This window comes from Rhizobium sp. NZLR10 (assembly GCF_019685125.1).
In the GTDB taxonomy this organism is placed as follows: Bacteria; Pseudomonadota; Alphaproteobacteria; order Rhizobiales; family Rhizobiaceae; genus Rhizobium.
The window spans coordinates 93,743-116,736 of the sequence record NZ_JABDWE010000011.1 but is presented as its reverse complement, the minus strand read 5'-3'; the positions used below and the strand labels follow the sequence as shown (position 1 = coordinate 116,736).

Here is a 22,994-nt window from a genome sequence, read left to right as displayed (position 1 = left end):
GTCATGGCAAACATTGATAATTCCGCAGGCAAGCCCGATGCAGGACTTGTCCGTAAAGGCCTTACCGAAGCTCTTTTCGCCGCCATCCTGTCGTTCGGCATGTTCGTTTTGTATGTCGGCCTCAAGACCGACCAGAACATCAACAACGAGTTGATCATCGTCCAGCGCTGGGGGCTGCTTGCGATCTTCGTCGCTGTCGCCGCGATCGGCCGCTTCGCCACGGTGGTTTTCCTGCGGCCGCATCTCGACAGCCGCAAGCTGGCAAAGGCGAGACAGGGTGAACTCGCCATCTCAACCGAGAAGAGCTTCTTCCACCGGCATTTCCTAAAGATCGCGCTGATCGCGCTGCTGCTTTATCCCATGGTGGTGGTGGCGATCAAAGGGCCTCAGGGCTCGCTGACATATGTCGACAATTTCGGCATCCAGATCCTGATCTATGTGATGCTTGCCTGGGGGCTGAACATCGTCGTCGGCCTCGCCGGTCTTCTCGATCTCGGCTATGTCGCCTTCTACGCAGTCGGCGCCTATTCTTATGCGCTGCTTTCGAGCCATTTCGGCCTGTCCTTCTGGGTTCTCCTGCCGCTTTCCGGCATTTTCGCCGCACTCTGGGGCGTCATCCTCGGCTTCCCGGTGCTGCGCCTGCGCGGCGACTACCTCGCCATCGTGACGCTCGCCTTCGGCGAAATCATCCGCCTCGTCATCATCAACTGGACGGATGTCACCAAGGGGACTTTCGGTATCTCGAGCATTCCCAAGGTGACGCTCTTCGGCATTCCCTTCGATGCGACGGCCGGCGGCTTCGCCAAGCTCTTTCACCTGCCGATGTCCTCAGCTTACTACAAGATCTTCCTTTTTTACCTTATCCTGGCGCTCTGCATGCTGACCGCCTACGTGACCATCCGACTGCGCCGCATGCCGATCGGGCGCGCCTGGGAAGCGTTGCGCGAAGACGAGATCGCCTGCCGTTCGCTCGGCATCAATACGGTGACGACCAAACTCACGGCCTTTGCGACGGGAGCGATGTTTGCCGGTTTCGCCGGGTCCTTCTTTGCTGCCCGTCAGGGCTTCGTTTCGCCGGAATCCTTCGTCTTCTTGGAATCGGCCGTCATCCTCGCCATCGTCGTCCTCGGCGGCATGGGTTCTCTGACCGGCATTGCGATCGCCGCAATCGTCATGGTCGGCGGCACCGAGTTGCTGCGCGAAATGGACTTCCTGAAAGTGATCTTCGGGCCGACTTTCACGCCAGAATTGTATCGTATGCTGATCTTCGGCCTCGCCATGGTCGTGGTCATGCTGTTCAAGCCGCGCGGTTTCGTCGGTTCGCGTGAACCGACCGCCTTCCTCAAGGCGCGCAAGGCAATATCCGGAAGCTTCATCAAGGAGGGCCATGGTTGATGAGCCCCGTCACCAACACCATGTCCAGCGATACGCTTCTCAAGGTCGAACACCTGTCGATGAAGTTCGGCGGTCTTATGGCCATCAACGACTTCTCCTTCGAAGCCAAGCGCGGCGATATCACCGCGCTGATCGGGCCGAACGGTGCCGGCAAGACCACCGTCTTCAACTGCATCACCGGCTTCTACAAGCCGACGATGGGGATGATCACGCTCAACCAGAAGAGCGGCAAGCAGCACCTGCTGGAGCGTTTGCCGGACTTTCGCATCACTAAAGAAGCCAAGGTGGCGCGCACCTTCCAGAACATCCGGCTATTCTCCGGCCTGACGGTTCTCGAGAATCTGCTCGTCGCCCAGCACAACAAGCTGATGAAGGCGTCGGGTTATACGATCCTCGGCCTCATCGGCATCGGTCCCTACAAACGGGAGGCGGCCGCATCAATCGAGCTTGCGCGCTATTGGCTGGAGAAGGCCGATCTGATCGACCGCGCCGACGATCCGGCAGGCGATCTGCCCTACGGCGCCCAGCGGCGTCTAGAGATCGCCCGTGCCATGTGCACCGGCCCGGAGCTGCTATGCCTAGACGAACCGGCCGCCGGCCTGAACCCGCGGGAATCGGCTACGCTCAACGCGCTGCTGCAGAGCATCCGCGCTGAAACCGGAACATCTATCCTGCTCATCGAGCACGACATGTCGGTGGTCATGGAAATCTCCGACCACGTCGTCGTCCTCGAATACGGCCAGAAGATTTCAGATGGCACGCCGGATCACGTGAAGAACGATCCGAAGGTCATCGCGGCCTATCTCGGTGTCGAGGATGAAGAAGTGGAAGAGGTGATCGCAACCGTCGAGCAGCTCGAAGGAGGCGCAAACTGATGGGCGATGAAGTAATGACGGGTCAACCGCTCCTTCAGGTGAATGGCGTCGAAACCTATTATGGCAATATCCGTGCGCTGGCCGGCGTCGATGTCCAGGTCAACAAGGGCGAGATCGTCAGCCTGATCGGCGCCAACGGCGCCGGCAAGTCGACGCTGATGATGACAGTCTGCGGCAGCCCGCAGGCCCGTGTCGGTTCGGTCGTCTTCGAGGGCCGCGACATCACCAAGCTTCCGACCCATGAAATCGCCCGCCTGCGCATCGCGCAGTCGCCGGAAGGTCGCCGCATCTTTCCACGCATGACGGTTCTGGAGAACCTTCAGATGGGCGCCGGCCTCGACAATCTCAAATACTTCGCCGAGGACGTCGAGAAGATATTCACGCTCTTCCCACGTCTCAAGGAACGCCATGCCCAGCGCGGCGGCACCCTTTCGGGGGGCGAGCAGCAGATGCTGTCGATCGGCCGCGCGCTGATGGCGCGCCCGAAGCTGCTGCTTCTCGACGAACCCTCGCTTGGTCTGGCGCCGCTGATCGTCAAGGGCATCTTCGAGGCGATTCGGAAGCTTAATGAACAGGAAGGGTTGACGGTGTTTCTTGTCGAACAGAACGCATTTGCCGCCCTCAGGCTTTCGCACCGCGCTTACGTGATGGTGAACGGCAAGGTAACGATGAGCGGCTCCGGCAAGGAGCTGCTCGCCAATCCTGAAGTCCGTGCCGCTTATCTCGAAGGCGGAAGACACTAGCTCGAAGGGGGGAGTTTGACATGCAGGGACTTTTCTTCGAAAGCGATACCGGCGCCCGCTTGATCATCCGCGCGATCGTCGTGCTGATTGGCTTCTGGACGGCCTGGCGCGCCGGCAAGGCGGTTGCCGAAGGCTGGAACGACTATCCGCTGACTGTCGTCTACACCTTCCTACTCGCCTGGGCGATGCAGTTCCTGCACCACGCCCTGTTTGATGGGCCGATGCTCAGCACCCTCTACTACTGCATCGATTTCGTAATGCTGCTGGTCTTCTCGACGGCCGGCTTCCGCTTTCGCCGCACCAATCAGATGGTCAACAACTATTACTGGCTGTATGAAAAAACTTCCGCGTTTTCGTGGAAGGACAAACATTGACAGTCCGTTGAAACTAGGCATGAATTGCCTTCAGAGTGGAACAGCTTTCCTAGCGCAGTCAATGGTGGGTAGTGCGCTGGGCCTTGGACCGGAACCCGCCCAAAAATTGGGAGTAACAATATGAAGAAGTCTCTTCTGTCGGCAGTGGCTCTGACGGCGATGGTCGCCTTCAGCGGCAACGCATGGGCCGACGTCCTCATCGCAGTCGCTGGTCCGCTGACTGGCCCGAACGCCGCGTTCGGCGCTCAGCTCCAGAAGGGCGCCGAGCAGGCGGCCGCCGACATCAATGCTGCTGGCGGCATCAACGGCGAGCAGATCAAGCTCGAGCTCGGCGACGACGTCTCCGACCCGAAGCAGGGCATCTCGGTCGCCAACAAATTCGTTGCCGACGGCGTCAAGTTCGTCATCGGCCACTTCAACTCTGGCGTTTCGATCCCGGCTTCGGAAGTCTATGCCGAAAACGGTATCCTCGAAATCACCCCGGCCGCTACGAATCCGAAGTTTACGGAACGGGGCCTCTGGAACACGTTCCGTACCTGCGGCCGTGACGACCAGCAGGGCGCCATCGCCGGCAAGTATCTTGCCGATCACTTCAAGGACGCCAAGATCGCCGTCGTTCACGACAAGACACCTTACGGTCAGGGTCTTGCTGACGAAACCAAGAAGGCGATGAATGCCGCCGGTCTGACGGAAGTCATGTACGAAGGCATCAACGTCGGCGACAAGGACTTCTCGGCCCTCATCGCCAAGATGAAGGAAGCCGGCGTCTCGATCATCTATTGGGGCGGCCTGCACACGGAAGCCGGTCTCATCATCCGCCAGGCCGCCGATCAGGGCCTGAAGGCAACGCTGGTTTCGGGCGACGGTATCGTTTCGAACGAACTGGCCTCGATCGCTGGCGACGCTGTCGCCGGTACCTTGAACACTTTCGGTCCTGATCCGACGCTGAACCCGGCCAACAAGGAACTCGTCGAAAAGTTCAAGGCCGCCGGTTTCAACCCGGAAGCCTACACGCTCTATTCCTATGCTGCGATGCAGGCGATCGTCGGTGCCGCCAAGGCTGCCGGTTCGGTGGATCCTGAGGCTGTTGCCACGGCAATGAAGGAAAAGGGTCCGTTCCCGACGGTTCTCGGCGACATTTCGTTCGACGCAAAGGGCGACCCGAAGATCCCTGGTTACATCATGTACGAATGGAAGAAGGGCGCGGACGGCAAGTACACCTACGTCCCGCAGGGCAAGTAAGCTTTCGCTACCTTTGTGAGCGATGACTATCGAAGCCCGGTTCCGACCGGGCTTCTTTCTTTTTGCGAAACGTTCCAATTTCCGCCGGGCTGGTCTAAAGTTCGTCGCGATCTTTCGGAATCGCTCCTCGCGCTTTAGGTCTTTGTTTTTACGCAAGTCGTTAGCGCAAAACCGCTGCACACTTTTGCGCGACATGCTTTAACTCTCGTCATCCTTTTGAAGCGTCGAGTGGAGCCGCCCATGTCTAAACCCCGCATTCTCGTCACCCGGCGCTGGCCAGCCGCGGTGGAGGCCGTCCTTGCCGAACGTTTCGATGTGACGCTCAACTGCAACGACAGTCCGCTCGGCGAATATGAGCTGAGGCTGGCGCTTTCTACCTATGATGCGGTGCTGCCGACGGTTTCCGATCGGTTGCCGGTCGCCGTCTTCGAAGGCGCGCCTGTGGTCACTAAGATCCTCGGAAATTTTGGCGTCGGCTATAATCATATCGACATATCAGCCGCCAGGGCGAAGGGCATTGCGGTGACGAATACGCCCGGCGTGCTGACCGACTGCACGGCCGATATCGCCGTGCTGCTGCTACTCTCCGTTGCCCGGCGCGGCGGCGAGGGCGAACGGCAACTGCGCGGCGGCGAATGGACGGGCTGGTGCCCGACCCATATGATCGGCACCAAGGTAACCGGCAAGACGGTCGGCATCATCGGCTTCGGCCGGATCGGCAAGGCGTTTGCGCAACGCTGCCATTTCGGCTTCGGCATGGACGTCGTGTTCTTCAATCGCTCGACCGTCGATCCCGCGGAGGCGGCGCGGTACGGCGCGCGGCAATTGCCGGCGATCGAGGATGTGCTGGCGGCTGCCGATTTCGTTTCGTTGCACTGCCCTGGCGGAGCAGAGAACAGGCACCTGATGAATGCGGCGCGGCTTTCGACGATGAAGCCGAATGCTTTTCTCATCAATACCGCGCGCGGTGACGTGGTGGATGAGATGGCGCTCATTGCAGCACTTGAAGCGGGGACGATTCGTGGCGCCGGGCTTGACGTCTATGAGGCGGAACCTGACGTGCCGAAGGAGCTGCGGCGGATGGAGAACGTCATGGTGCTGCCGCATCTCGGCAGCGCTACGGAAGAGACGCGGACTGCCATGGGTATGAAGGTGGTCGACAACGTGACGGCATTCTTCGAGGGCAGGGACCTGCCGGATCGGGTGGCTTGATGCGGTTGTCGTCCCGTCCTCACATCTCGTGCAGCACGTGCGTGGCCTTGACGGCTGCTGACGCCCGGTTCTCAACGCCGAGCTTCACGTAGATCTGTTCGAGGTGCTTGTTCACCGTGCGCGCCGACAGTCCCAATATTTCGCCGATGTCGCGGTTAGCCTTGCCTTTGGCGATCCAGAGCAGAACTTCGGATTCGCGCTGGGTGAGCGAGAAGCGCTGGCGCAGTGCCTCGTCGTCGCGCCGCTGGTTGGCGGCGGTCAGGCGGAAGAGATATTCGTCAGGCCCGATTGCGCCAAGGAAGGCGAGTTGCAGCGCCGCCTGGCCGGCATGGGCGATAGAGATAACGCTATCGCGCACTGCGGCTGCGCGGTCGCGCATCCAGCCCGCGATATGGCGGACGACGATTTCCATGCCGTCGTCGCTGCCCATGGCGGCGTTGACGAGCCGTGTTGCTTGCGGCGTCGACCAATGGATGGCGCCATCGCCTTTGACGGCCAGCAAATGGCGGCCGGCTGCGTCGAGCGCGACGCGGGCGCTTTGGGCCGAGCGAGCATTGCGCAGATGGACACGAATGCGGGCGCGCAGTTCGTCGATATTGATCGGCTTGCTGAGATAGTCGACACCGCCGGATTCCAGCGCGTGCACGACATGTTCGGTCTCGGTCAGGCCGGTCATGAAGATGACGGGCACCTGCGCCACCGCGGCATTCGCCTTCAGCCGGCGGCAAGTCTCGAAGCCATCCATGGCGGGCATGACGGCGTCGAGCAGGATGAGATCGGGGGTGATGCGCTCGACGATACCCAGGGCCGCGGTGCCTGACGTGGCGATCAGTACGGAAAAGCCGGATTGTTCGAGCGCGTCGGTCAGGAAGCCGAGCGCTTCGGGCGAGTCGTCGACGAGCAGAACGATGTCGCGAGGGAGGGCCGGCTCAGCCAATGGGTTCCACCTTTTCGTCGAAGTCGTGCAGGAAGGTCATGAAGCCGGCGAGATCGAAGGCGGCGACATAGGCGCGAAGTTTCTCGGTGAATGGCTGATTTGCCTCCACCCTGGCAAGGTCCGAAAGCTTGGCTTCGATGCCTCTGATATAGCCGATCTCACCGAGCCGCAGCAATTCCTGCACATGGGCAGCACCTGGGCTCGGCATCGGCGCTTGGGTCTTAACGGGAACTGCGGGTGCAGCGTCGGCATAGACCCATTTCAACCCAAGATGCAAAGCGAGCTTGTCGCGGAGCTGGCGGATGTCGACCGGCTTGCCGATCGCATCATTGTGGCTGTCGTCACTGTCGCTGAGAACAGCGGCATCACCGATATTGGCCGAGAGCATCAGCACCGGCGCTGTCTGGCCGGCCTCGCGCAGACGCGAGACGAGCTGCCAGCCGTTCATGCCGGGCATCAGGATATCGACGAGGAAGAGGTCCGGCATGATGCCTTCGATCAGCGTCAGGCATTCGGCGCCGCCCGCCGCCGTCAGCATGATGAAATCGAGGGGTGCCAGGATTTCGCGCATCATCTCGCGATGGTCTTCGTTATCGTCGACGATAACGAGCGTGCGGCGCGGGCCGTCATAACCGGCGATGCGCTTCTCCTGCGGCGCGGCGGCCACGGCGCGCATGACGGCCGATAGCATGAGGCGGACGCGGAAAGTCGAGCCCTCGTCCTTGACGCTCGAAACCGAAATCTCGCCGCCGAGCGTGTTGGTCAGAAGCCGGGTGATGGTGAGGCCGAGGCCGAGGCCCGGCATCGGCCGCACGCTTTCGGCCTCGCCGCGCTGGAAGGGTTCGTAAATGCGGGGAAGATCTTTCTCGGTGATGCCGCGGCCGGTGTCGGCAACGGTGAAGGTCGCCACCTGGTTGCGATAGCCGACATCGAAGGTGACGCTGCCTTCGTCGGTAAACTTGATGGCATTGGAGAGCAGGTTGACGAGGATCTGGCGCAGCCGCTTTTCGTCGGTACGGACGAATTGCGGCAAGGCCGGCGAGCGCTCGTGGATGAAGACGAGGCCTTTTGCCTGCGCCTGCGGGCGGAACAAATCGACGATCTGGTCGAGGAAATCCTGGATGTTGATCTCATTGGAGTAGACCTGCAGGCGGCCGGCCTCGATCTTGGAAATATCGAGCAGGCCGTCGATTAGTCCGGAAAGGTGTTCGGCGCTGCGGCGGATGACCTTGATCGAGGATTGACGTGGCGCCGGGATGGTTTCGTCGCGCTCAAGGATCTGGGCATAGCCGAGCACGGCGTTGAGCGGCGTGCGCAGTTCGTGGCTCAATCCCACGACGTAGCGGCTCTTGGCGCGATTGGCGGCCTCTGCCGTCTCCTTGGCGCTCTGCAAGGCGGTGTCGGTCTTCTTGTGGGCGGCGATCTCCTTGAGCAGCAGCGTATTCTGGCGCGAGGATTCCTCCTCGGCGACGACGCGGCTGTCATGGGCGAGCACATAGAACCAGCAAACGACCCCTGATATCACCGAGAAGACGAAGAAGACGATGAGGATAGTGCGGTTGACGACCTCGGCTGTTTCAGGCGAGGCGGCGGCGACCTGATGGGCGATCATCGCCAGGATTGCGCCGATGGCGGTCAAGGCCAGCACGACGGCGATGCCGTAGCGGCCGAGTCGCGTCGTCAGCTTCCCCAGAATGGCGTCGGGCAGCAGTACCTTGGCGACGGTGCCGACCTGCGCGTTGAAACGGGCGGCCGGCTTGCACATGTCGTGGCAGCGGCTGTCGAGCGAGCAGCAGAGCGAACAGATCGGCGCGGCGTAGGCCGGACACCAGGCCATGTCCTCCGGCTCGAACGGGTGTTCGCAGACGGAGCAAGTGATGTTCGTCAGGTTCTTCCAACCGTGTCGCGGCTTGCGGGCGAGGTAAAACTTGCCTTTCGTCGCCCAAGCGAGCACCGGCGAGGCGATCAGCGCGATGACGAGGGTGATATAGGGAGCGAGCGAGGCGGCGATCTCGCCGAAGGCACCGAAATGGGCAATCAGCGACACCGTCGCCGACAGCGTCATGGCGCCAAGGCCGACCGGGTTGATGTCGTAGAGATGGGCACGCTTGAACTCGATGCCGGGTGGAGCGAGGCCAAGGGGCTTGTTGATGAAAAGATCGGCGGAGATCGTGCAGAGCCAGGCCATGGCGATGATCGAGAAGATGCCGAGCGTTTCCTCCAGCAGCCGGTAGATGCCAAGCTCCATCAAAAGCAGGGCGATCGCGACGTTGAAGACCAGCCAGATGACGCGGCCAGGATGGCTGTGGGTCAGCCGCGAGAAGAAATTCGACCAGGCGAGCGAGCCGGCATAGGCATTCATCACGTTGATCTTCAACTGCGAGATGACGACGAAGGCGGCCATCAACAACAGCGCAGCGTTGTGCCAGGGGACCATGTAGCCGAAAGCGGTCAGATACATCTGCGCCGGGTCCGCGGCACGATCAAGCGGCACGCCCGAGGCAAAGGTCAGCACGACGAGGAAGGAGCCTGCAAGCAGTTTCGGCGCGCCGATAATGACCCAGCCGGGTCCGGCGAGAAAAACAGCCAGGCGATGGCGCCACTTGCGCTGCGGGTCCGGCGGCAGGAAACGCAGGAAGTCGGCCTGTTCGCCGATCTGCGACATCAGCGCCAGGATAACGGCAGAGGCAGCACCGAACTCCACCAGATCGAAATCGGCGATGGTGCCGGGCGGACCGGAGGCATGGCGGATGCCGGCAAAGGCGCGCCAGAGATCGAACTTTTCCCAGTCCAAACAGGCGATGAAGATGAAAGGCAGGATATTCAGCACGATCCAGAAGGGCTGGGTCATCAGCTGGAACTTGCTGATCAGCCGCACGCCATGCGTCACCAGCGGGATCACCATGACGGCGCTGAGGATGTATCCGATCCAGAGCGGGATGCCGAGGGTGAGCTCCAATGCGCCGGACATGATCGAAGCCTCGATCGCAAACAGCATGAAGGTGAAGCTCGCATAGATCAGCGAGGTGATGGTCGAACCGATATAGCCGAAGCCGGCGCCGCGCGTCAGAAGATCGATGTCGACGCCGTGGCGGATGGCGTAGCGGCTGATCGGCAGGCCGATCGCCAGCATCGCGATGCTTGCGACGATAATGGCATAAAAGGCGTTGGTGGTGCCGTAGGAGAGGGTGATTGCGCCGCCGATCGCCTCGAGCGCCAGGAAAGAGATTGCGCCGATCGCCGTCTGCGAGATGCGTTGCGAAGAGAAATGGCGTGCGCTCTTTGCGGTGAAGCGCAACGCATAATCTTCCAGCGTCTGGTTGGCGACCCAGCGATTGTATTCGCGTCTTACCGGAATGATGCGTTGGCGCGCTGCCATGTCTTCCTTTCAGCATTCCGGTTGGGGCTCATCGTCTTCCAGCGAGTTTTGGCGGGATGGAGCGGAAAGGCAAGAGGCGGACGCCGGGTGGTTCACAGAATGGCAATATTTTTGAAATTGACCTGTCACACAAGAACTCTGCCTCTCCCCGCGTTCGTTCAACTATTTCGGGTATTCCATGTCTGCTTTAAGCCTTTGCCGCCTGAGCACCGCCCTCGTCTGCCTTGTTTCCATCGTGCCTTCGTTTGCCAGCGCCGATCAGGCCACGGCGGCGAAAGCGCCCTATGCCGAAGCCGGAAACACCAACAAGCGCGGGGACGCCTGCTTCTCGACGGTCGACACCAACGCCGCCGTTCACCTCCTCTCCGGCTTCCTTGAAATCTGGACCCCGCGCACGTCCTTGGTCGATGCAGGTGTCGAAGCCCCGGCCAAGGACAATTGCCCGGCGGTCGCCAAGACGGATTGGGATGGCATTCCCTCCAGCAAGACCGACGGCCATATCGTCAACCAAGCCGTCCATGACGCCAACATCGCCTATGTCGTCAATGCGACGCGGGCGCGGACGGCCGATCAGGCGGTGGCCGCCTATCTCGACGACCGGCGCGGCAAGAATGCTAGCATCGTCGATGGCCTCGGTCCGCTGACGGATGCCTGGAAAGCCGGCTCGAAGCAGACCACCACGATCACCGAAGTGGCGGCTGATGCAACGACGGTCAAATATGACGACAAGGGCAACAATCGCGGCGCCGGCAGCAAGCGGGATACGGAAAACAAGACCGATGCAAACCCGGACATGGGCCTTGCTATCGATTTCATCAACGCCGCAAGCGGTGACGGCTCGACGGAACCCGCCAAGCGCTATTTCAAATATGGCCGCCCCTATCGCTGGAGCCAGGACGTGTTGGTCGTCCCGACGCTTGAGCCGGCCAAGAGCGGCAAGCCGGTCGAGGACGGCGGTTTCCCGAGCGGGCATACGGCGGAAGCCTGGCGGGATGCGCTTGCCATGGCCTATCTCGTGCCGCAGCGCTTTCAGGAAATGATCACGCGTGCCAGCGAACTGGGCGAGGATCGCATCCTCGCCGGCATGCATTCCCCTCTCGACGTGATGGGTGGCCGGATGCTCGGCACTGCGACGGTCGTCTATAATCTGAACAAGGCCGACAATGCCGCGCTGAAGAGCGATGCGTACACCCGGGCACAGTCATGGCTCCTCGCCAAATCAGGCGTTGCCGATGCGGGTGCGCTTGCAGTCGCGGCGCCGCTCGCCGCAGACCGTTTTGCCGATCATGACGCCAATCGCGCTTACGTGCTGCAGCGCCTGAGCTACGGAATGCCGACGATCCATGCGACCGATCAGCCGGCTCGCGTGCCGCAGGGCGCTGAAGCGCTTCTCGAAACGCGCCTGCCCTATCTCGACGTCGAACAGCGCCGCGACGTGCTGAAGACCACCGAAATCGCCTCGGGTTATCCGCTCATTGACGATGCGGAAGGTTACGGTCGTCTCAACCTGTTTGCCGCCGCCGATGGTTACGGTGCCTTCGAGCAGGATGTCACCGTGACGATGGACGCGGCAAAGGGCGGCTTCAATTCGATCGATACCTGGCGCAACGACATCGCCGGCAAAGGCAGGCTGGTAAAACGCGGCAGCGGCACTCTCGGGCTTTCGGGCGCCAACAGCTATGCTGGTGGCACCGTGCTCGAAGATGGCGCGCTGGTGGCTGGATCGCCCTCGGCCTTCGGTGCCGGCGCCCTGACGGTCAATGGCGGTTCGCTCGTCGTGGCGGCAGACAAGCCTTTGATCGTAGGCGGTGATTATCAGCAGCTCGCCCATGCAACGGTAAAGCTGGCGCTCGGCGCGAACGGCGCCGGCACGCTGGCCGTCGAGGGCAAGGCTGCGCTCGCCGGCGATCTCGAGGTGACGCTTGCCGATGGCATTACCCCTATACCCGGAACGAAGATCGAGATCCTGAAGGCGGGTGGTGTCGTCGGCACCTTGGGTAAGGTCACCGTTTCCGAACACAAGGCCAGCCTCTCTTACGGCCCGACAGCCGTCATCTTGACGATCGACGAATAATTCTTCGCATAGAACCGACAGGGCATCTCCCGCTGGGGGGGTGCCGCTTTCTTCGATCTGTCCGTTTGCCCCCGCGCCTACGTCATTTTGCGTATGTGTTTTTGCGATGCAGCACCCGATAGTCCCCTCGGCAACAGTTAAATTCCGTTTCCGGCCTGTTGCGGAACAAGAAGAGGGGCTCAACCAGATGAATCTCAGATCCACGATCACCGGCGCTGCGCTCGGTGCCGTCATGGCGGCATCGGCCGCATTCCACGGCGCGGTGGCCGCCGAGGACACGATTAAAGTCGGCGTATTGCATTCGCTTTCCGGCACGATGGCGATTTCCGAAACCACGCTGAAAGACGCCATGTTGATGCTCATCGACGAGCAGAACAAAAAGGGCGGCCTTCTCGGCAAGAAGCTCGAGGCCGTCGTCGTCGATCCGGCTTCCGACTGGCCGCTGTTTGCCGAAAAGGCCCGTGAACTGATCCAGAAGGACAAGGTTGCCGCCGTCTTCGGTTGCTGGACCTCGTCCTCGCGCAAATCCGTGCTGCCGGTATTCGAAGAGCTGAATTCGCTGCTCTTCTATCCCGTGCAGTATGAAGGCGAAGAATCCTCGCGCAACATCTTCTACACCGGTGCTGCTCCGAACCAGCAGGCCATTCCGGCCGTCGACTACCTGATGGAAAAAGAAGGCGTCAAGCGCTTCGTTCTTGAAGGGACCGACTACGTCTATCCGCGCACGACCAACAAAATTCTCGAGGCATACCTGATTTCGAAGGGTATTCCGAAAGAAGACATCATGACCAACTACACGCCGTTCGGCTTCTCCGACTGGCAGACCGAAGTTTCCAAGATCAAGGAATTCGGTTCGGCTGGCAAGAAGACCGCCGTCGTCTCGACGATCAACGGCGACGCCAACGTTCCGTTTTACAAGGAACTGGGCAACAAGGGCATCAAGGCAACCGACATTCCTGTCATCGCCTTCTCGGTCGGCGAAGAAGAACTTGCCGGTCTCGACACCAAGCCGCTTGTCGGCCATCTCGCTGCCTGGAACTATTTCGAGTCGGTCGAAAGCCCGGCCAACAAGAAGTTCATCAAGGACTGGCACGCATACACCAAGAACGACAAGCGCGTGACGAACGACCCGATGGAGGCTGCGTATATCGGCTTCAACGCATGGGTTAAGGCCGTCCAGGCTGCCGGCACGACCGATACCGACAAGGTTCTCGACTCCATCATCGGCGTCAGCGTTCCGAACCTCTCCGGCGGTTATGCGACCGTCATGCCGAACCACCACATCACCAAGCCAGTGCTGATCGGTGAAATCCAGGCCGACGGCCAGTTCGAAATCGTCCAGCAGACGCCCGCCGTGGTCGGCGACGAATGGTCCGATTACCTGCCTGATTCCAAGGACCTGATCTCCGATTGGCGCAAGCCGATGTCCTGCGGCAACTTCAACGTCGCTACCGGCAAGTGCGGCGGCAAGGGTTCCTGAGTACGACCCCGGTCAGATGATTGCCTGAAGACTTCCGTCCGGGTTTGATACCGGGCGGAAGCTCCGTCCCAGCGATTGCGCCGCGAGGCCAACACACTCAAGGGCGAGAAAGCTGATGTATCGCGCCATAAAGATTTTCCTCATCACGCTCTGCCTGACGTTCTCGGGCCTGACATTTTCCGACCTCGCATTTCCGGGCCTGGCAACATCGAGCGAAGTTCGGGCAGAGGACGATATCCACGTGCTCATCGATGCGCTCGGCGCCGGCGACTTCCCGGAACGCGAGGCGGCCATCAAGGCGCTGGTCGCCTCCAAGGACCCGCATGTCAGCCAGATCCTGCAGCAGTTGAGCACCGGCCTTCTCTACGTCAATTCCGATGGCGGCCCAGTGCTCCTCCAGGGCGGCACCGATGACGAACCGACCTATTCCGATCCGATCACCGGCGAAGCCGCTGCCGATGTCGATCCGGATCTGATGACCAAGGTCAAGATCAACAATGCACTTCGCGGCGTCATCAGCGCCGCCACCAGCCAGCTGACGCTGATGAGCCCGGACCGCTCGGCGCGGCTCGCGGCGGCGCAGGGCCTGCTGAAAGACGCCAATCCCGCCAATCTCGACCTGCTGAACGCGGCGCTTGCGGCTGAAAAGGACGCCGAGATCAAGAATACGATGGAAGCGGCGCGCGCAGTGCTGCTGCTCAAGACGGATGCGAGCGTCGAAGACAAGAAGGCTGCGATCGATACGATCGCAGCTCGCGGTAATCGTGATGCACTGACCATTCTCACGACCACACTCGAAACTGCGCCCGATGATCTGAAGCCGGCGATCCAGGCAGATATCAGCACGATCAATCGCAGCCTGGCGCTGTGGGATGTCGTCCAGAACGTCTGGTACGGATTGTCGCTCGGCTCGGTGCTGTTGCTTGCCGCGATCGGCCTTGCCATCACCTTCGGCGTCATGGGCGTCATCAACATGGCGCATGGCGAAATGGTGATGATCGGCGCCTACACCACCTACGTGGTGCAGGAATACATTACCTCGACCTTTCCCGGTGTGGCGGACTATTCGCTTGCCTTTGCCGTGCCTGCCGCCTTCGTCTTTACCGGCTTCGTCGGCCTTGTCATCGAGCGCGCCGTCATTCGCTATCTCTACGGCCGCCCGCTCGAAACGCTGCTCGCCACCTGGGGCGTGTCGCTGATCCTGCAACAGGCCGTGCGCAGCATCTTCGGCCCAACCAACCGCGAGGTCCGCAATCCGACCTGGATGTCCGGTGTCTTCGATCTCGGCGGGCTCTCCATCACCTGGAACAGACTGTGGATCATCGTCTTTTCGATGGTCGTCTTCGTAACGCTGCTCCTGCTGCTCAAGCGGTCAGCTTTCGGGCTGCAGATGCGTGCCGTCACGCAGAACCGCCGCATGGCATCGTCGATGGGCATCCGCACAGGCTGGGTCGACGCCTTCACCTTCGCGCTCGGTTCGGGCATTGCCGGTATTGCCGGGGTGGCGCTCAGCCAGATCGACAACGTCTCGCCGAACCTCGGCCAATCCTACATCATCGACAGCTTCATGGTGGTCGTCTTCGGCGGTGTCGGCAATCTCTGGGGCACGCTGGTCGGGGCGCTGTCGCTCGGCGTCGTCAACAAGTTCCTCGAGCCCTTCGCCGGCGCCGTGCTCGGTAAGATCCTGGTGCTCGTCCTCATCATTCTCTTCATCCAGAGGCGTCCCCGCGGACTCTTCGCACTCAAAGGAAGGGCGGTGGAAGCATGATAACGGCCTTCCTTCTCCGATCACTCGATCGTAAGATCGTCATTGCCATCGCCCTGCTGCTTCTGGTCGCCGTTCTCGTGCCGGTGCTGAACCTGATGACCGGGCCGACCAATCCGCTGCACGTGCCGACCTATATCATGTCACTGTTCGGCAAGTATCTGACCTATGCGCTGCTGGCGCTGGCGCTCGATCTCGTCTGGGGCTTCTGCGGCATTCTCTCGCTCGGCCACGGTGCCTTCTTTGCGCTCGGCGGTTATGCGATGGGCATGTATCTTATGCGCCAGATCGGCACCCGCGGCAGCTACGGCGACCCAATCCTGCCCGATTTCATGGTGTTCCTGAACTGGAAGGATCTGCCCTGGTTCTGGTACGGCTTCAACCACTTGTGGTTTGCGGCGCTGATGGTGCTCGTCGTGCCCGGCCTGCTCGCCTTTGTCTTTGGCTGGTTCGCCTTCCGCTCACGCGTCAACGGCGTCTATCTCTCGATCATCACCCAGGCGATGACCTACGCGCTGCTGCTGGCCTTCTTCCGTAACGACATGGGCTTCGGCGGTAATAACGGCCTGACCGATTTCAAGGACATTATCGGCTTCAACGTCCAGGCTGACGGCACGCGTGCAGCCCTGTTTGCGGCAACCGCGGTCTTGCTGGCGCTGTCGCTGCTGCTTGCCTCGGCGATCGTTCGTTCGAAGTTCGGCAAGGTGCTGGTCGGCGTGCGTGATGCCGAAAGCCGCACGCGCTTCCTCGGTTATCGCGTCGAGCATTTCAAGCTCTTCACCTTCGTCGTCTCGGCGATGATGGCGGGCATTGCCGGCGCGCTCTATGTGCCGCAGGTCGGCATCATCAATCCCGGCGAATTCGCTCCTGCAAACTCGATCGAAGTGGTCATCTGGACAGCGGTCGGCGGACGGGCGACGCTGATCGGACCGATCATCGGCGCGATCCTCGTCAATGGCGGCAAGACGATCTTCACCGGCCTCTTCCCGGAGTTTTGGCTGTTTGCGCTCGGTGGTCTCTTCGTCGCCGTCACGCTGTTTCTGCCAAAGGGTGTCGTCGGCACGATCGCCCAATATCTCGGCAGGCGGAAAGCCGTCTCCAAGGCTGCCCCACCGGTGGCGCAGGAAGACGGCATCGAACCTAAAATCCAGGCCGCGGAGTGAGCAGCATGATCCCCGACGTCAAACCCACCAGCGTGCTTTATCTTAACGGCGTCTCGGTTTCCTTTGACGGCTTCAAGGCGCTGAATTCGCTGTCGATCGTGATCGAGCCCGGCGAACTGCGCGCCATCATCGGCCCGAACGGGGCCGGCAAGACCACGATGATGGATATCATCACCGGCAAGACGCGGCCCGATGAGGGTGAAGTGTTCTTCAATGGCATGATCGACCTTACCAAAAAGGACGAGGCCGATATCGCCGAGCTCGGCATCGGCCGCAAATTCCAGAAGCCGACGGTCTTCGAAAGCCACACGGTCTGGGACAATCTGGAACTGGCGCTGAACCGCCGCCGCGGCGTGTTCTCGACGCTGTTCTATCGGCTTTCGCGCGGGGACAAAGCACGCATCGAAGAAATCCTCGAAACGGTGCGGCTGACGTATCGGCGCGACGAATTCGCCGCCAACCTCTCGCATGGGCAGAAGCAGTGGTTGGAGATCGGCATGCTGCTGGCGCAGGAGCCGAAGCTCCTGCTCGTCGACGAGCCGGTGGCCGGGATGACGGATGCGGAGACGGCGGAAACGGCGATCCTGCTCAAGGACATCGCCAGGACCCGCTCGGTCGTCGTCGTCGAACACGACATGGGCTTCATCCGCGACCTCGGCGTCAAGGTGACGTGTCTTGCCGAAGGCTCGGTCCTGGCTGAGGGATCAATCGACTTTGTGAGTTCCGATCCGAAGGTGATCGAGAACTATCTGGGGCGGTGAGGGATGATGCGTCGATTGAATGTTGGTGGGTGTGTCACCCCTCTTCAACCCCTCCCCACAAGGGGGAGGGGCTTAACCTGGGCGCTCGCTCATCGCTACGATTGCCAGCTTTCTTATGATCTCTTGGGAAGTGGGACGGTAGCTCCGAGCTTGTCCCTCCCCCTTGTGGGGAGGGGTTGGGGAGGGGTCTTTTTGGGACCCACAAAGATTCTGGAGACGGCATCATGCTGACAGTCGAAAACGTAAACCTGCACTATGGCGCCGCCCAGGCGTTGCGTGGCATCTCCGTCAAGGCGGAGATGGGAAAGATCACCTGCGTGCTGGGGCGGAACGGCGTGGGGAAGAGTTCGCTTCTGCGCGCCGTGACCGGCCAGCATCCACTGTCGGCCGGCACCGTTACCTTCAATGATACCAGACTCAATGGCCTGCCGCCTTTTGCCCGCGCCAAGCAGGGCATCGGCTATGTGCCGCAGGGGCGCGAGATCTTCCCGCTGCTGACAGTCAAGGAAAATCTCGAAACCGGCTTTGCTCCGCTTGGCCGCCGCGACCGGAATATTCCCGACGACATCTTCAGTCTCTTCCCGGTGCTGAAGTCGATGTTATCGCGTCGCGGCGGCGATCTTTCCGGTGGCCAGCAGCAGCAGCTGGCGATCGGACGCGCCATGGTGACCCGGCCTCGGATTCTCGTGCTCGACGAGCCGACCGAGGGCATTCAGCCGTCGATCATCAAGGATATCGGCCGGGCCATCCGTTACCTGCGCGATTCCACCGGCATGGCGATTCTGCTCGTCGAGCAATATCTCGACTTTTGCCGGGAGCTTGCCGATTACGTCTACATCATGGATCGGGGCGAGATCGTGCATGAAGGCCTTGCCGAAACGCTGGATACGCCGGAGGCCCGCCGTCACCTGACCGTCTGACCGGCAAATGCTGCATTTTTCGGCAGCTAGCGGAGCGCCTTTTAAATCTTCCAGCTCCGCTGCGGGTATCCCTGGACGGCATGGGACTTGCTTGCTTTCCGTTATCCGCGCGATGGAATGAAACCGGTGGCGCGACCGAAAGGGACGGTATGATGATTGCGGCGGCAGGGACGAGACCGCAAAGAGCGGAGGGACGCGGGCATCTGGCGGCCAAGCTGTTTGACGGCCGCACGCGTCTGCGTGAACTCTATCAGGAGGGCGCGGCGAAGATCCGCCTGCCCGATACGTTCGATGCCTCGATGGAAGCGGTCATCATCAACACAGCAGGCGGGCTGACCGGCGGCGACCGGATGGACTGGAGCGTCGTGGCCGGTCCCGGCACGAAGATCGACGTCACCACCCAGGCCTGCGAGAAGATCTACAAGGCGTCGGCCGGCACGGCCGAGGTGACGACCAGCATTAAGGTCGGAGCCCAAGCGAGGGTCGACTGGCTGCCGCAGGAAACGATCCTCTTCGATCGGGCCGCACTTTTCCGCAGGCTCGATGTCGATCTTGACGAAGGCTCCGAATTTCTGGCCGTCGAAGCTGTGCTGCTCGGCCGCAAGGCGATGGGCGAGACGGTGGAAACCGGGCTGTTTCGCGACCGCTGGCGCATCCGACGCTCGGGTCAACTGATCCACGCCGAAGAGCTCAGACTTTCCGAAGGTGTCTCGGCACTGGCGGCGCGGCAGGCGGTGCTCGGCGGACAGGTGGCCTTTGCGACGCTGCTTTATGCCGGGCCGCTTTCGGAAGCCTATCTCGGCAGGGTGCGGCCGCTCATAGAAGGATCGATGGGCGGTGCGAGCGCCTGGGATGGCAAGCTCGTCGTCCGTCTTGCAGCGGCCGACGGCTTTGCACTTAGAAAAATCCTGATCCCGGTCATTTCCGCCTTGCGCAATGGTGCGCCTGTGCCGAAAGTCTGGAATCTATGAGTTCAATAGGCAGGTAGACGATGAACCTCACTCCGAGAGAAAAAGACAAGCTGCTGATATCCATGGCGGCGATGGTGGCGCAGCGGCGGCTGGAGCGTGGCGTCAAGCTGAATTATCCCGAGGCGATCGCGCTGATCAGCGATTTCGTTGTCGAAGGCGCCCGCGACGGCCGTCCTGTCGCCGAGCTGATGGAGGCCGGCGCCCATGTGATCGGCCGCGACCAGGTGATGGAGGGCATTGCCGAGATGATCCATGACGTGCAGGTGGAAGCGACGTTCCCGGATGGAACCAAGCTCGTCACCGTGCACGAACCGATTCGGTAAGGAGACAGGGATGCTCGAACTCAGGCCCAATTGCGAATGCTGCGACAAGGATCTGCCGCCGGAGAGCACCGAGGCACGGATTTGCACCTACGAATGCACCTTCTGCGCCGATTGCGTCGACGACGTGCTGAAGGGTGTCTGCCCCAACTGCGGCGGCAATCTCGTTGTCAGGCCTATTCGGCCGGCGGCGATGCTCGTCAAAAACCCGGCGTCGACAAAGCGTGTGCTGAAGGCCGAGGGCTGCGCGCCCAAGGCGGCTTAAGGAGGACGAGATGATTCCAGGCGAGATCATTGCCGCAAGCGGCGACATCGAACTGAATGCCGGCGCGCCGACGGTGACGCTGGATGTTTCCAATACGGGCGACCGGCCGGTGCAGGTCGGCAGCCACTATCATTTCGCCGAGACCAATGCCGGGCTCTCCTTCGATCGCGCGGCAGCGCATGGCACGCGGCTCGATATTCCGGCGGGAACGGCCGTGCGCTTCGAGCCGGGGCAGACGCGTTCGGTTACGCTCATCCCGCTTTCCGGCAAGCGCGAAGTCTATGGCTTCCGTCAGTTGGTAATGGGCAAGCTTTAACGGGAGAGGCGCATGCGCTTGAACATTTGCCTCATCGGGGCGGCGATGCTGGTAGCGGCTGGTACCGCCTCCGCTCAGGATGTCGATTGCAACAATCCGAAGACGCAATCGGAGATGACCGCCTGCGAGGCGGCGCGTCACGAGACCGCCGACAAGGCGCTGAATGCGCAATATAAGAAGACGCGTGCCGCCATGGTGGCGATCGACAAGGATCTGGATGGCGACATGAAAGGTGCGGAACAGGCGCTGGTCAAGGCTCAGCGCGCCTGGATCGATTATCGCGACGCCGAATGCGATGCCTTCGGCTTTCAGGCCCGCGGCGGCACGCTGGAGCCGATGCTGGTTGTTGGATGTCTCGCCGACATCACCGACAAACGCACGAAAGAGCTGAAAGAGCTTGAAGACACGATGAGCAACTAAGGTGACCAAGAAGATCATGATCGTCGGCAATGGCGAGATCGCAGAGAAAGAGGCAGGCGTCATCGATGCCGCTGATTTCGTCATCCGTTTCAATGATTGCCGTTCCTACGGGGCTGGCGGCAGCCGCACGGATGCCGTCGCGGTCTGCAATACCGGCCGGCCGGCAAAGGCGATGCTCGGTTCGCCACAATGGCGTGCCCATCCCGGCGTCGTTTCGGCGCGCGAAATCTGGAGTGTGCGCGATCCGGAAAAATTCGCCGCGATGCGGGCGCCGCTTGCCGTCTCACATCCGGAACTCGACGATTTCTGCGACGACTATACGGATGAATTCACTGCCTTCTGCGCTGATACCGGCAAGACGCATGTCGTCATCGGCAAGGCGGTCCACGAGGCTGTCGATGCCTCGCTGTCGGCCTTCGCGCCGGCGCCTTACATTGTGCCGAGCAGCGGCATGATCGTCATTGCCGAGGTGCTGAACAGCTATGCCGATGCCGAGGTGACGCTTGCCGGGTTCGGTCATGTCGGCTGGGAATGGCACCCGTTTGCCGCCGAAAGGCAGCTTGTCGATGCCTATATTGCCGCGGGCCGCCTCAAGCGGCTTAGCGGGGAAACGCTTATCTCTTCCTCCCATGGAGCCTGATGGATGCCCTACAAGATCTCGCGCGCCGCCTATGCCGGCATGTTCGGACCGACCACCGGCGACAAGGTGCGCCTTGCGGATACGGAACTCTTCATCGAGATCGAGAAGGACTTCACCACCTATGGCGAGGAGGTGAAGTTCGGCGGTGGCAAGGTCATTCGTGACGGCATGGGCCAGAGCCAGGTGACGCGGGCGGATGGTGCGGTCGATACCGTCATCACCAATGCCGTGATCGTCGATCACGCCGGCATCTACAAGGCCGATATCGGGCTTAAGGACGGGCGCATCGTTGCGATCGGCAAGGCGGGCAATCCCGATATGCAGCCTGGCGTCAATATCATCGTCGGTCCGGGCACGGAGGCGATTGCCGCCGAAGGCAAGATCGTCACTGCTGGCGGCATGGACAGCCATATTCACTTCATCGCGCCGCAACAGATCGAGGAAGCGCTGATGTCAGGCATGACCTGCATGCTCGGCGGCGGCACGGGACCGGCGCACGGCACGCTTGCCACCACTTGCACGCCCGGTCCCTGGCATCTCGCGCGCATGATCGAAGCGGCCGACGCCTTCCCGATGAACCTCGCCTTTGCCGGCAAGGGCAATGCGTCGTTGCCGGGGGCGCTGACCGAGATGGTGCTGGGCGGCGCCACCTCGCTGAAGCTGCACGAGGATTGGGGCACGACGCCAGGCGCTATCGATTGCTGCCTGTCGGTCGCCGACGAATATGACGTGCAGGTGATGATCCACACCGATACGCTGAACGAAAGCGGCTTTGTCGAAGATACGATCAGCGCCATCAAGGGCCGCACCATCCATGCTTTTCACACGGAAGGGGCGGGCGGTGGGCACGCGCCTGACATCATCAAGATCTGCGGTCAGCCGAACGTCATTCCGTCGTCTACCAACCCGACCCGGCCCTATACGGTCAACACCATCGCCGAACATCTCGACATGCTGATGGTCTGCCATCATCTGTCGCCGTCGATCCCCGAGGATATCGCCTTCGCGGAAAGCCGCATCCGCAAGGAGACGATCGCCGCCGAGGATATCCTACACGATATCGGCGCCTTCTCGATCATCTCGTCCGACAGCCAGGCCATGGGCCGCGTCGGCGAGGTGGCGATCCGCACCTGGCAGACGGCCGACAAGATGAAGCGGCAGCGCGGCCGGCTGAAGGAGGAAAAGGGCGATAACGACAATTTCCGCGTCCGCCGTTATATCGCCAAATATACGATCAATCCGGCGATCGCTCATGGCCTCAGCCATGAGATTGGCTCGGTCGAGGTCGGCAAGCGTGCCGACCTGGTGCTCTGGAATCCGGCCTTCTTCGGCGTGAAGCCCGACATGGTGCTGCTCGGCGGTTCGATCGCCGCCGCGCCGATGGGGGATCCGAACGCCTCGATCCCGACGCCGCAGCCGGTGCACTACCGGCCGATGTTTGCTTCCTATGGCAAGAGCCTCACCAATTCCTCCGTCACCTTCGTCAGCCAGGCCTCGCTCGACGGTGGCTTGAAGGGCCGACTCGGCGTCGCCAAGCAACTGGTCGCGGTGAAGAATACGCGCGGCGGCATCTCCAAGGCATCGATGATCCATAACGACCTGACACCCGAGATCGAGGTCGATCCGGAGACCTATGAGGTCAGGGCAAACGGCGAATTGCTGACTTGCGAGCCGGCGACGGTGCTGCCGATGGCGCAGCGCTATTTCCTGTTTTAGGCCGGCTCGCTCCGTGCGTCCCGGAC

General features: G+C 61.3%; 21 protein-coding genes. 19 read left to right on the top strand and 2 right to left on the bottom strand.

Annotated elements, in window-relative coordinates:
- Positions 1-3 precede the first annotated feature (3 nt).
- The 6 genes from livM (at position 4) to HJB82_RS17935 (ending at position 5,841) form a co-directional block, all read left to right on the top strand.
- Positions 4-1,395, top strand: coding sequence for a high-affinity branched-chain amino acid ABC transporter permease LivM (gene livM / locus HJB82_RS17960; RefSeq protein ID WP_164014065.1), 1,392 nt, complete (start codon positions 4-6; stop codon positions 1,393-1,395).
- Positions 1,395-2,270, top strand: coding sequence for an ABC transporter ATP-binding protein (locus HJB82_RS17955; protein WP_207581536.1), 876 nt, complete (start codon positions 1,395-1,397; stop codon positions 2,268-2,270). The genes livM and HJB82_RS17955 overlap by 1 nt, the downstream gene beginning before the upstream one ends.
- The gene (locus HJB82_RS17950) at positions 2,270-3,013 is read left to right on the top strand and encodes an ABC transporter ATP-binding protein (RefSeq protein ID WP_221132318.1); all 744 of its coding nucleotides are present in this window, start codon (positions 2,270-2,272) and stop codon (positions 3,011-3,013) included. Before HJB82_RS17955 ends, HJB82_RS17950 begins: the two co-directional genes overlap by 1 nt.
- A 20-nt stretch (positions 3,014-3,033) precedes the next feature.
- Entirely contained in the window at positions 3,034-3,387 is a 354-nt protein-coding gene (locus tag HJB82_RS17945) for a DUF6867 family protein (protein WP_207581534.1), read from the top strand.
- Positions 3,388-3,507: 120 nt separating this feature from the next.
- Positions 3,508-4,629: a branched-chain amino acid ABC transporter substrate-binding protein gene (locus tag HJB82_RS17940; protein ID WP_207581533.1), complete on the top strand. Its 1,122-nt coding sequence runs from the start codon at positions 3,508-3,510 to the stop codon at positions 4,627-4,629.
- 240 nt (positions 4,630-4,869) lie between these two features.
- A complete protein-coding gene (locus HJB82_RS17935) occupies positions 4,870-5,841 on the top strand; it encodes a D-glycerate dehydrogenase (protein WP_221140865.1) in 972 nt (323 codons plus the stop codon).
- 19 nt (positions 5,842-5,860) lie between these two features.
- Here HJB82_RS17935 and HJB82_RS17930 read toward each other — a convergent pair whose 3' ends face one another.
- Positions 5,861-6,778, bottom strand: coding sequence for a response regulator transcription factor (locus tag HJB82_RS17930; protein ID WP_207581531.1), 918 nt, complete (start codon positions 6,776-6,778; stop codon positions 5,861-5,863).
- A complete protein-coding gene (locus tag HJB82_RS17925) occupies positions 6,771-10,157 on the bottom strand; it encodes an ATP-binding protein (protein WP_207581530.1) in 3,387 nt (1,128 codons plus the stop codon). The genes HJB82_RS17930 and HJB82_RS17925 overlap by 8 nt, the downstream gene beginning before the upstream one ends.
- Positions 10,158-10,335: 178 nt before the next feature.
- On the opposite strand from HJB82_RS17925, the gene HJB82_RS17920 reads away from it, so the two are divergent.
- From HJB82_RS17920 to ureC, 13 genes are all read left to right on the top strand, one after another.
- Positions 10,336-12,231 carry a phosphatase PAP2 family protein gene (locus tag HJB82_RS17920; RefSeq protein WP_221140863.1) on the top strand — a complete coding sequence of 632 codons (1,896 nt, stop codon included), beginning with the start codon at positions 10,336-10,338 and terminating at the stop codon, positions 12,229-12,231.
- A gap of 187 nt (positions 12,232-12,418) precedes the next feature.
- Positions 12,419-13,711, top strand: a complete 1,293-nt coding sequence (gene urtA, locus HJB82_RS17915; protein ID WP_164014049.1) for an urea ABC transporter substrate-binding protein — start codon at positions 12,419-12,421, stop codon at positions 13,709-13,711.
- A 115-nt stretch (positions 13,712-13,826) separates the two neighbouring features.
- The gene (gene urtB / locus HJB82_RS17910; protein ID WP_221140862.1) at positions 13,827-15,479 is read left to right on the top strand and encodes an urea ABC transporter permease subunit UrtB; all 1,653 of its coding nucleotides are present in this window, start codon (positions 13,827-13,829) and stop codon (positions 15,477-15,479) included.
- Positions 15,476-16,639 carry an urea ABC transporter permease subunit UrtC gene (urtC, locus tag HJB82_RS17905; protein ID WP_207581527.1) on the top strand — a complete coding sequence of 388 codons (1,164 nt, stop codon included), beginning with the start codon at positions 15,476-15,478 and terminating at the stop codon, positions 16,637-16,639. The genes urtB and urtC overlap by 4 nt, the downstream gene beginning before the upstream one ends.
- 5 nt (positions 16,640-16,644) lie before the next feature.
- Entirely contained in the window at positions 16,645-17,400 is a 756-nt protein-coding gene (gene urtD, locus HJB82_RS17900) for an urea ABC transporter ATP-binding protein UrtD (protein WP_207581526.1), read from the top strand.
- 224 nt (positions 17,401-17,624) lie between these two features.
- A complete protein-coding gene (gene urtE, locus HJB82_RS17895; protein ID WP_221140860.1) occupies positions 17,625-18,320 on the top strand; it encodes an urea ABC transporter ATP-binding subunit UrtE in 696 nt (231 codons plus the stop codon).
- Positions 18,321-18,469: 149 nt separating this feature from the next.
- Complete coding sequence (locus tag HJB82_RS17890; protein ID WP_221140858.1) at positions 18,470-19,291, top strand: urease accessory protein UreD; 822 nt, start codon at positions 18,470-18,472, stop codon at positions 19,289-19,291.
- A 20-nt stretch (positions 19,292-19,311) separates the two neighbouring features.
- A complete protein-coding gene (locus HJB82_RS17885) occupies positions 19,312-19,614 on the top strand; it encodes an urease subunit gamma (RefSeq protein ID WP_028743291.1) in 303 nt (100 codons plus the stop codon).
- 10 nt (positions 19,615-19,624) lie between these two features.
- A complete protein-coding gene (locus HJB82_RS17880) occupies positions 19,625-19,876 on the top strand; it encodes a DUF1272 domain-containing protein (protein WP_207581523.1) in 252 nt (83 codons plus the stop codon).
- Between the two features lie 10 nt (positions 19,877-19,886).
- On the top strand, positions 19,887-20,192 hold the full coding sequence (locus tag HJB82_RS17875) for an urease subunit beta (protein WP_207581522.1): 306 nt from the start codon (positions 19,887-19,889) through the stop codon (positions 20,190-20,192).
- Positions 20,193-20,204: 12 nt separating this feature from the next.
- A complete protein-coding gene (locus tag HJB82_RS17870) occupies positions 20,205-20,612 on the top strand; it encodes a lysozyme inhibitor LprI family protein (protein WP_207581521.1) in 408 nt (135 codons plus the stop codon).
- A 16-nt stretch (positions 20,613-20,628) separates the two neighbouring features.
- Positions 20,629-21,252: a Urease operon accessory protein gene (locus HJB82_RS17865; protein WP_207584363.1), complete on the top strand. Its 624-nt coding sequence runs from the start codon at positions 20,629-20,631 to the stop codon at positions 21,250-21,252.
- Positions 21,253-21,255: 3 nt separating this feature from the next.
- Positions 21,256-22,968 carry an urease subunit alpha gene (gene ureC / locus HJB82_RS17860; protein ID WP_221140848.1) on the top strand — a complete coding sequence of 571 codons (1,713 nt, stop codon included), beginning with the start codon at positions 21,256-21,258 and terminating at the stop codon, positions 22,966-22,968.
- The last annotated feature ends 26 nt before the right edge of the window (positions 22,969-22,994 follow it).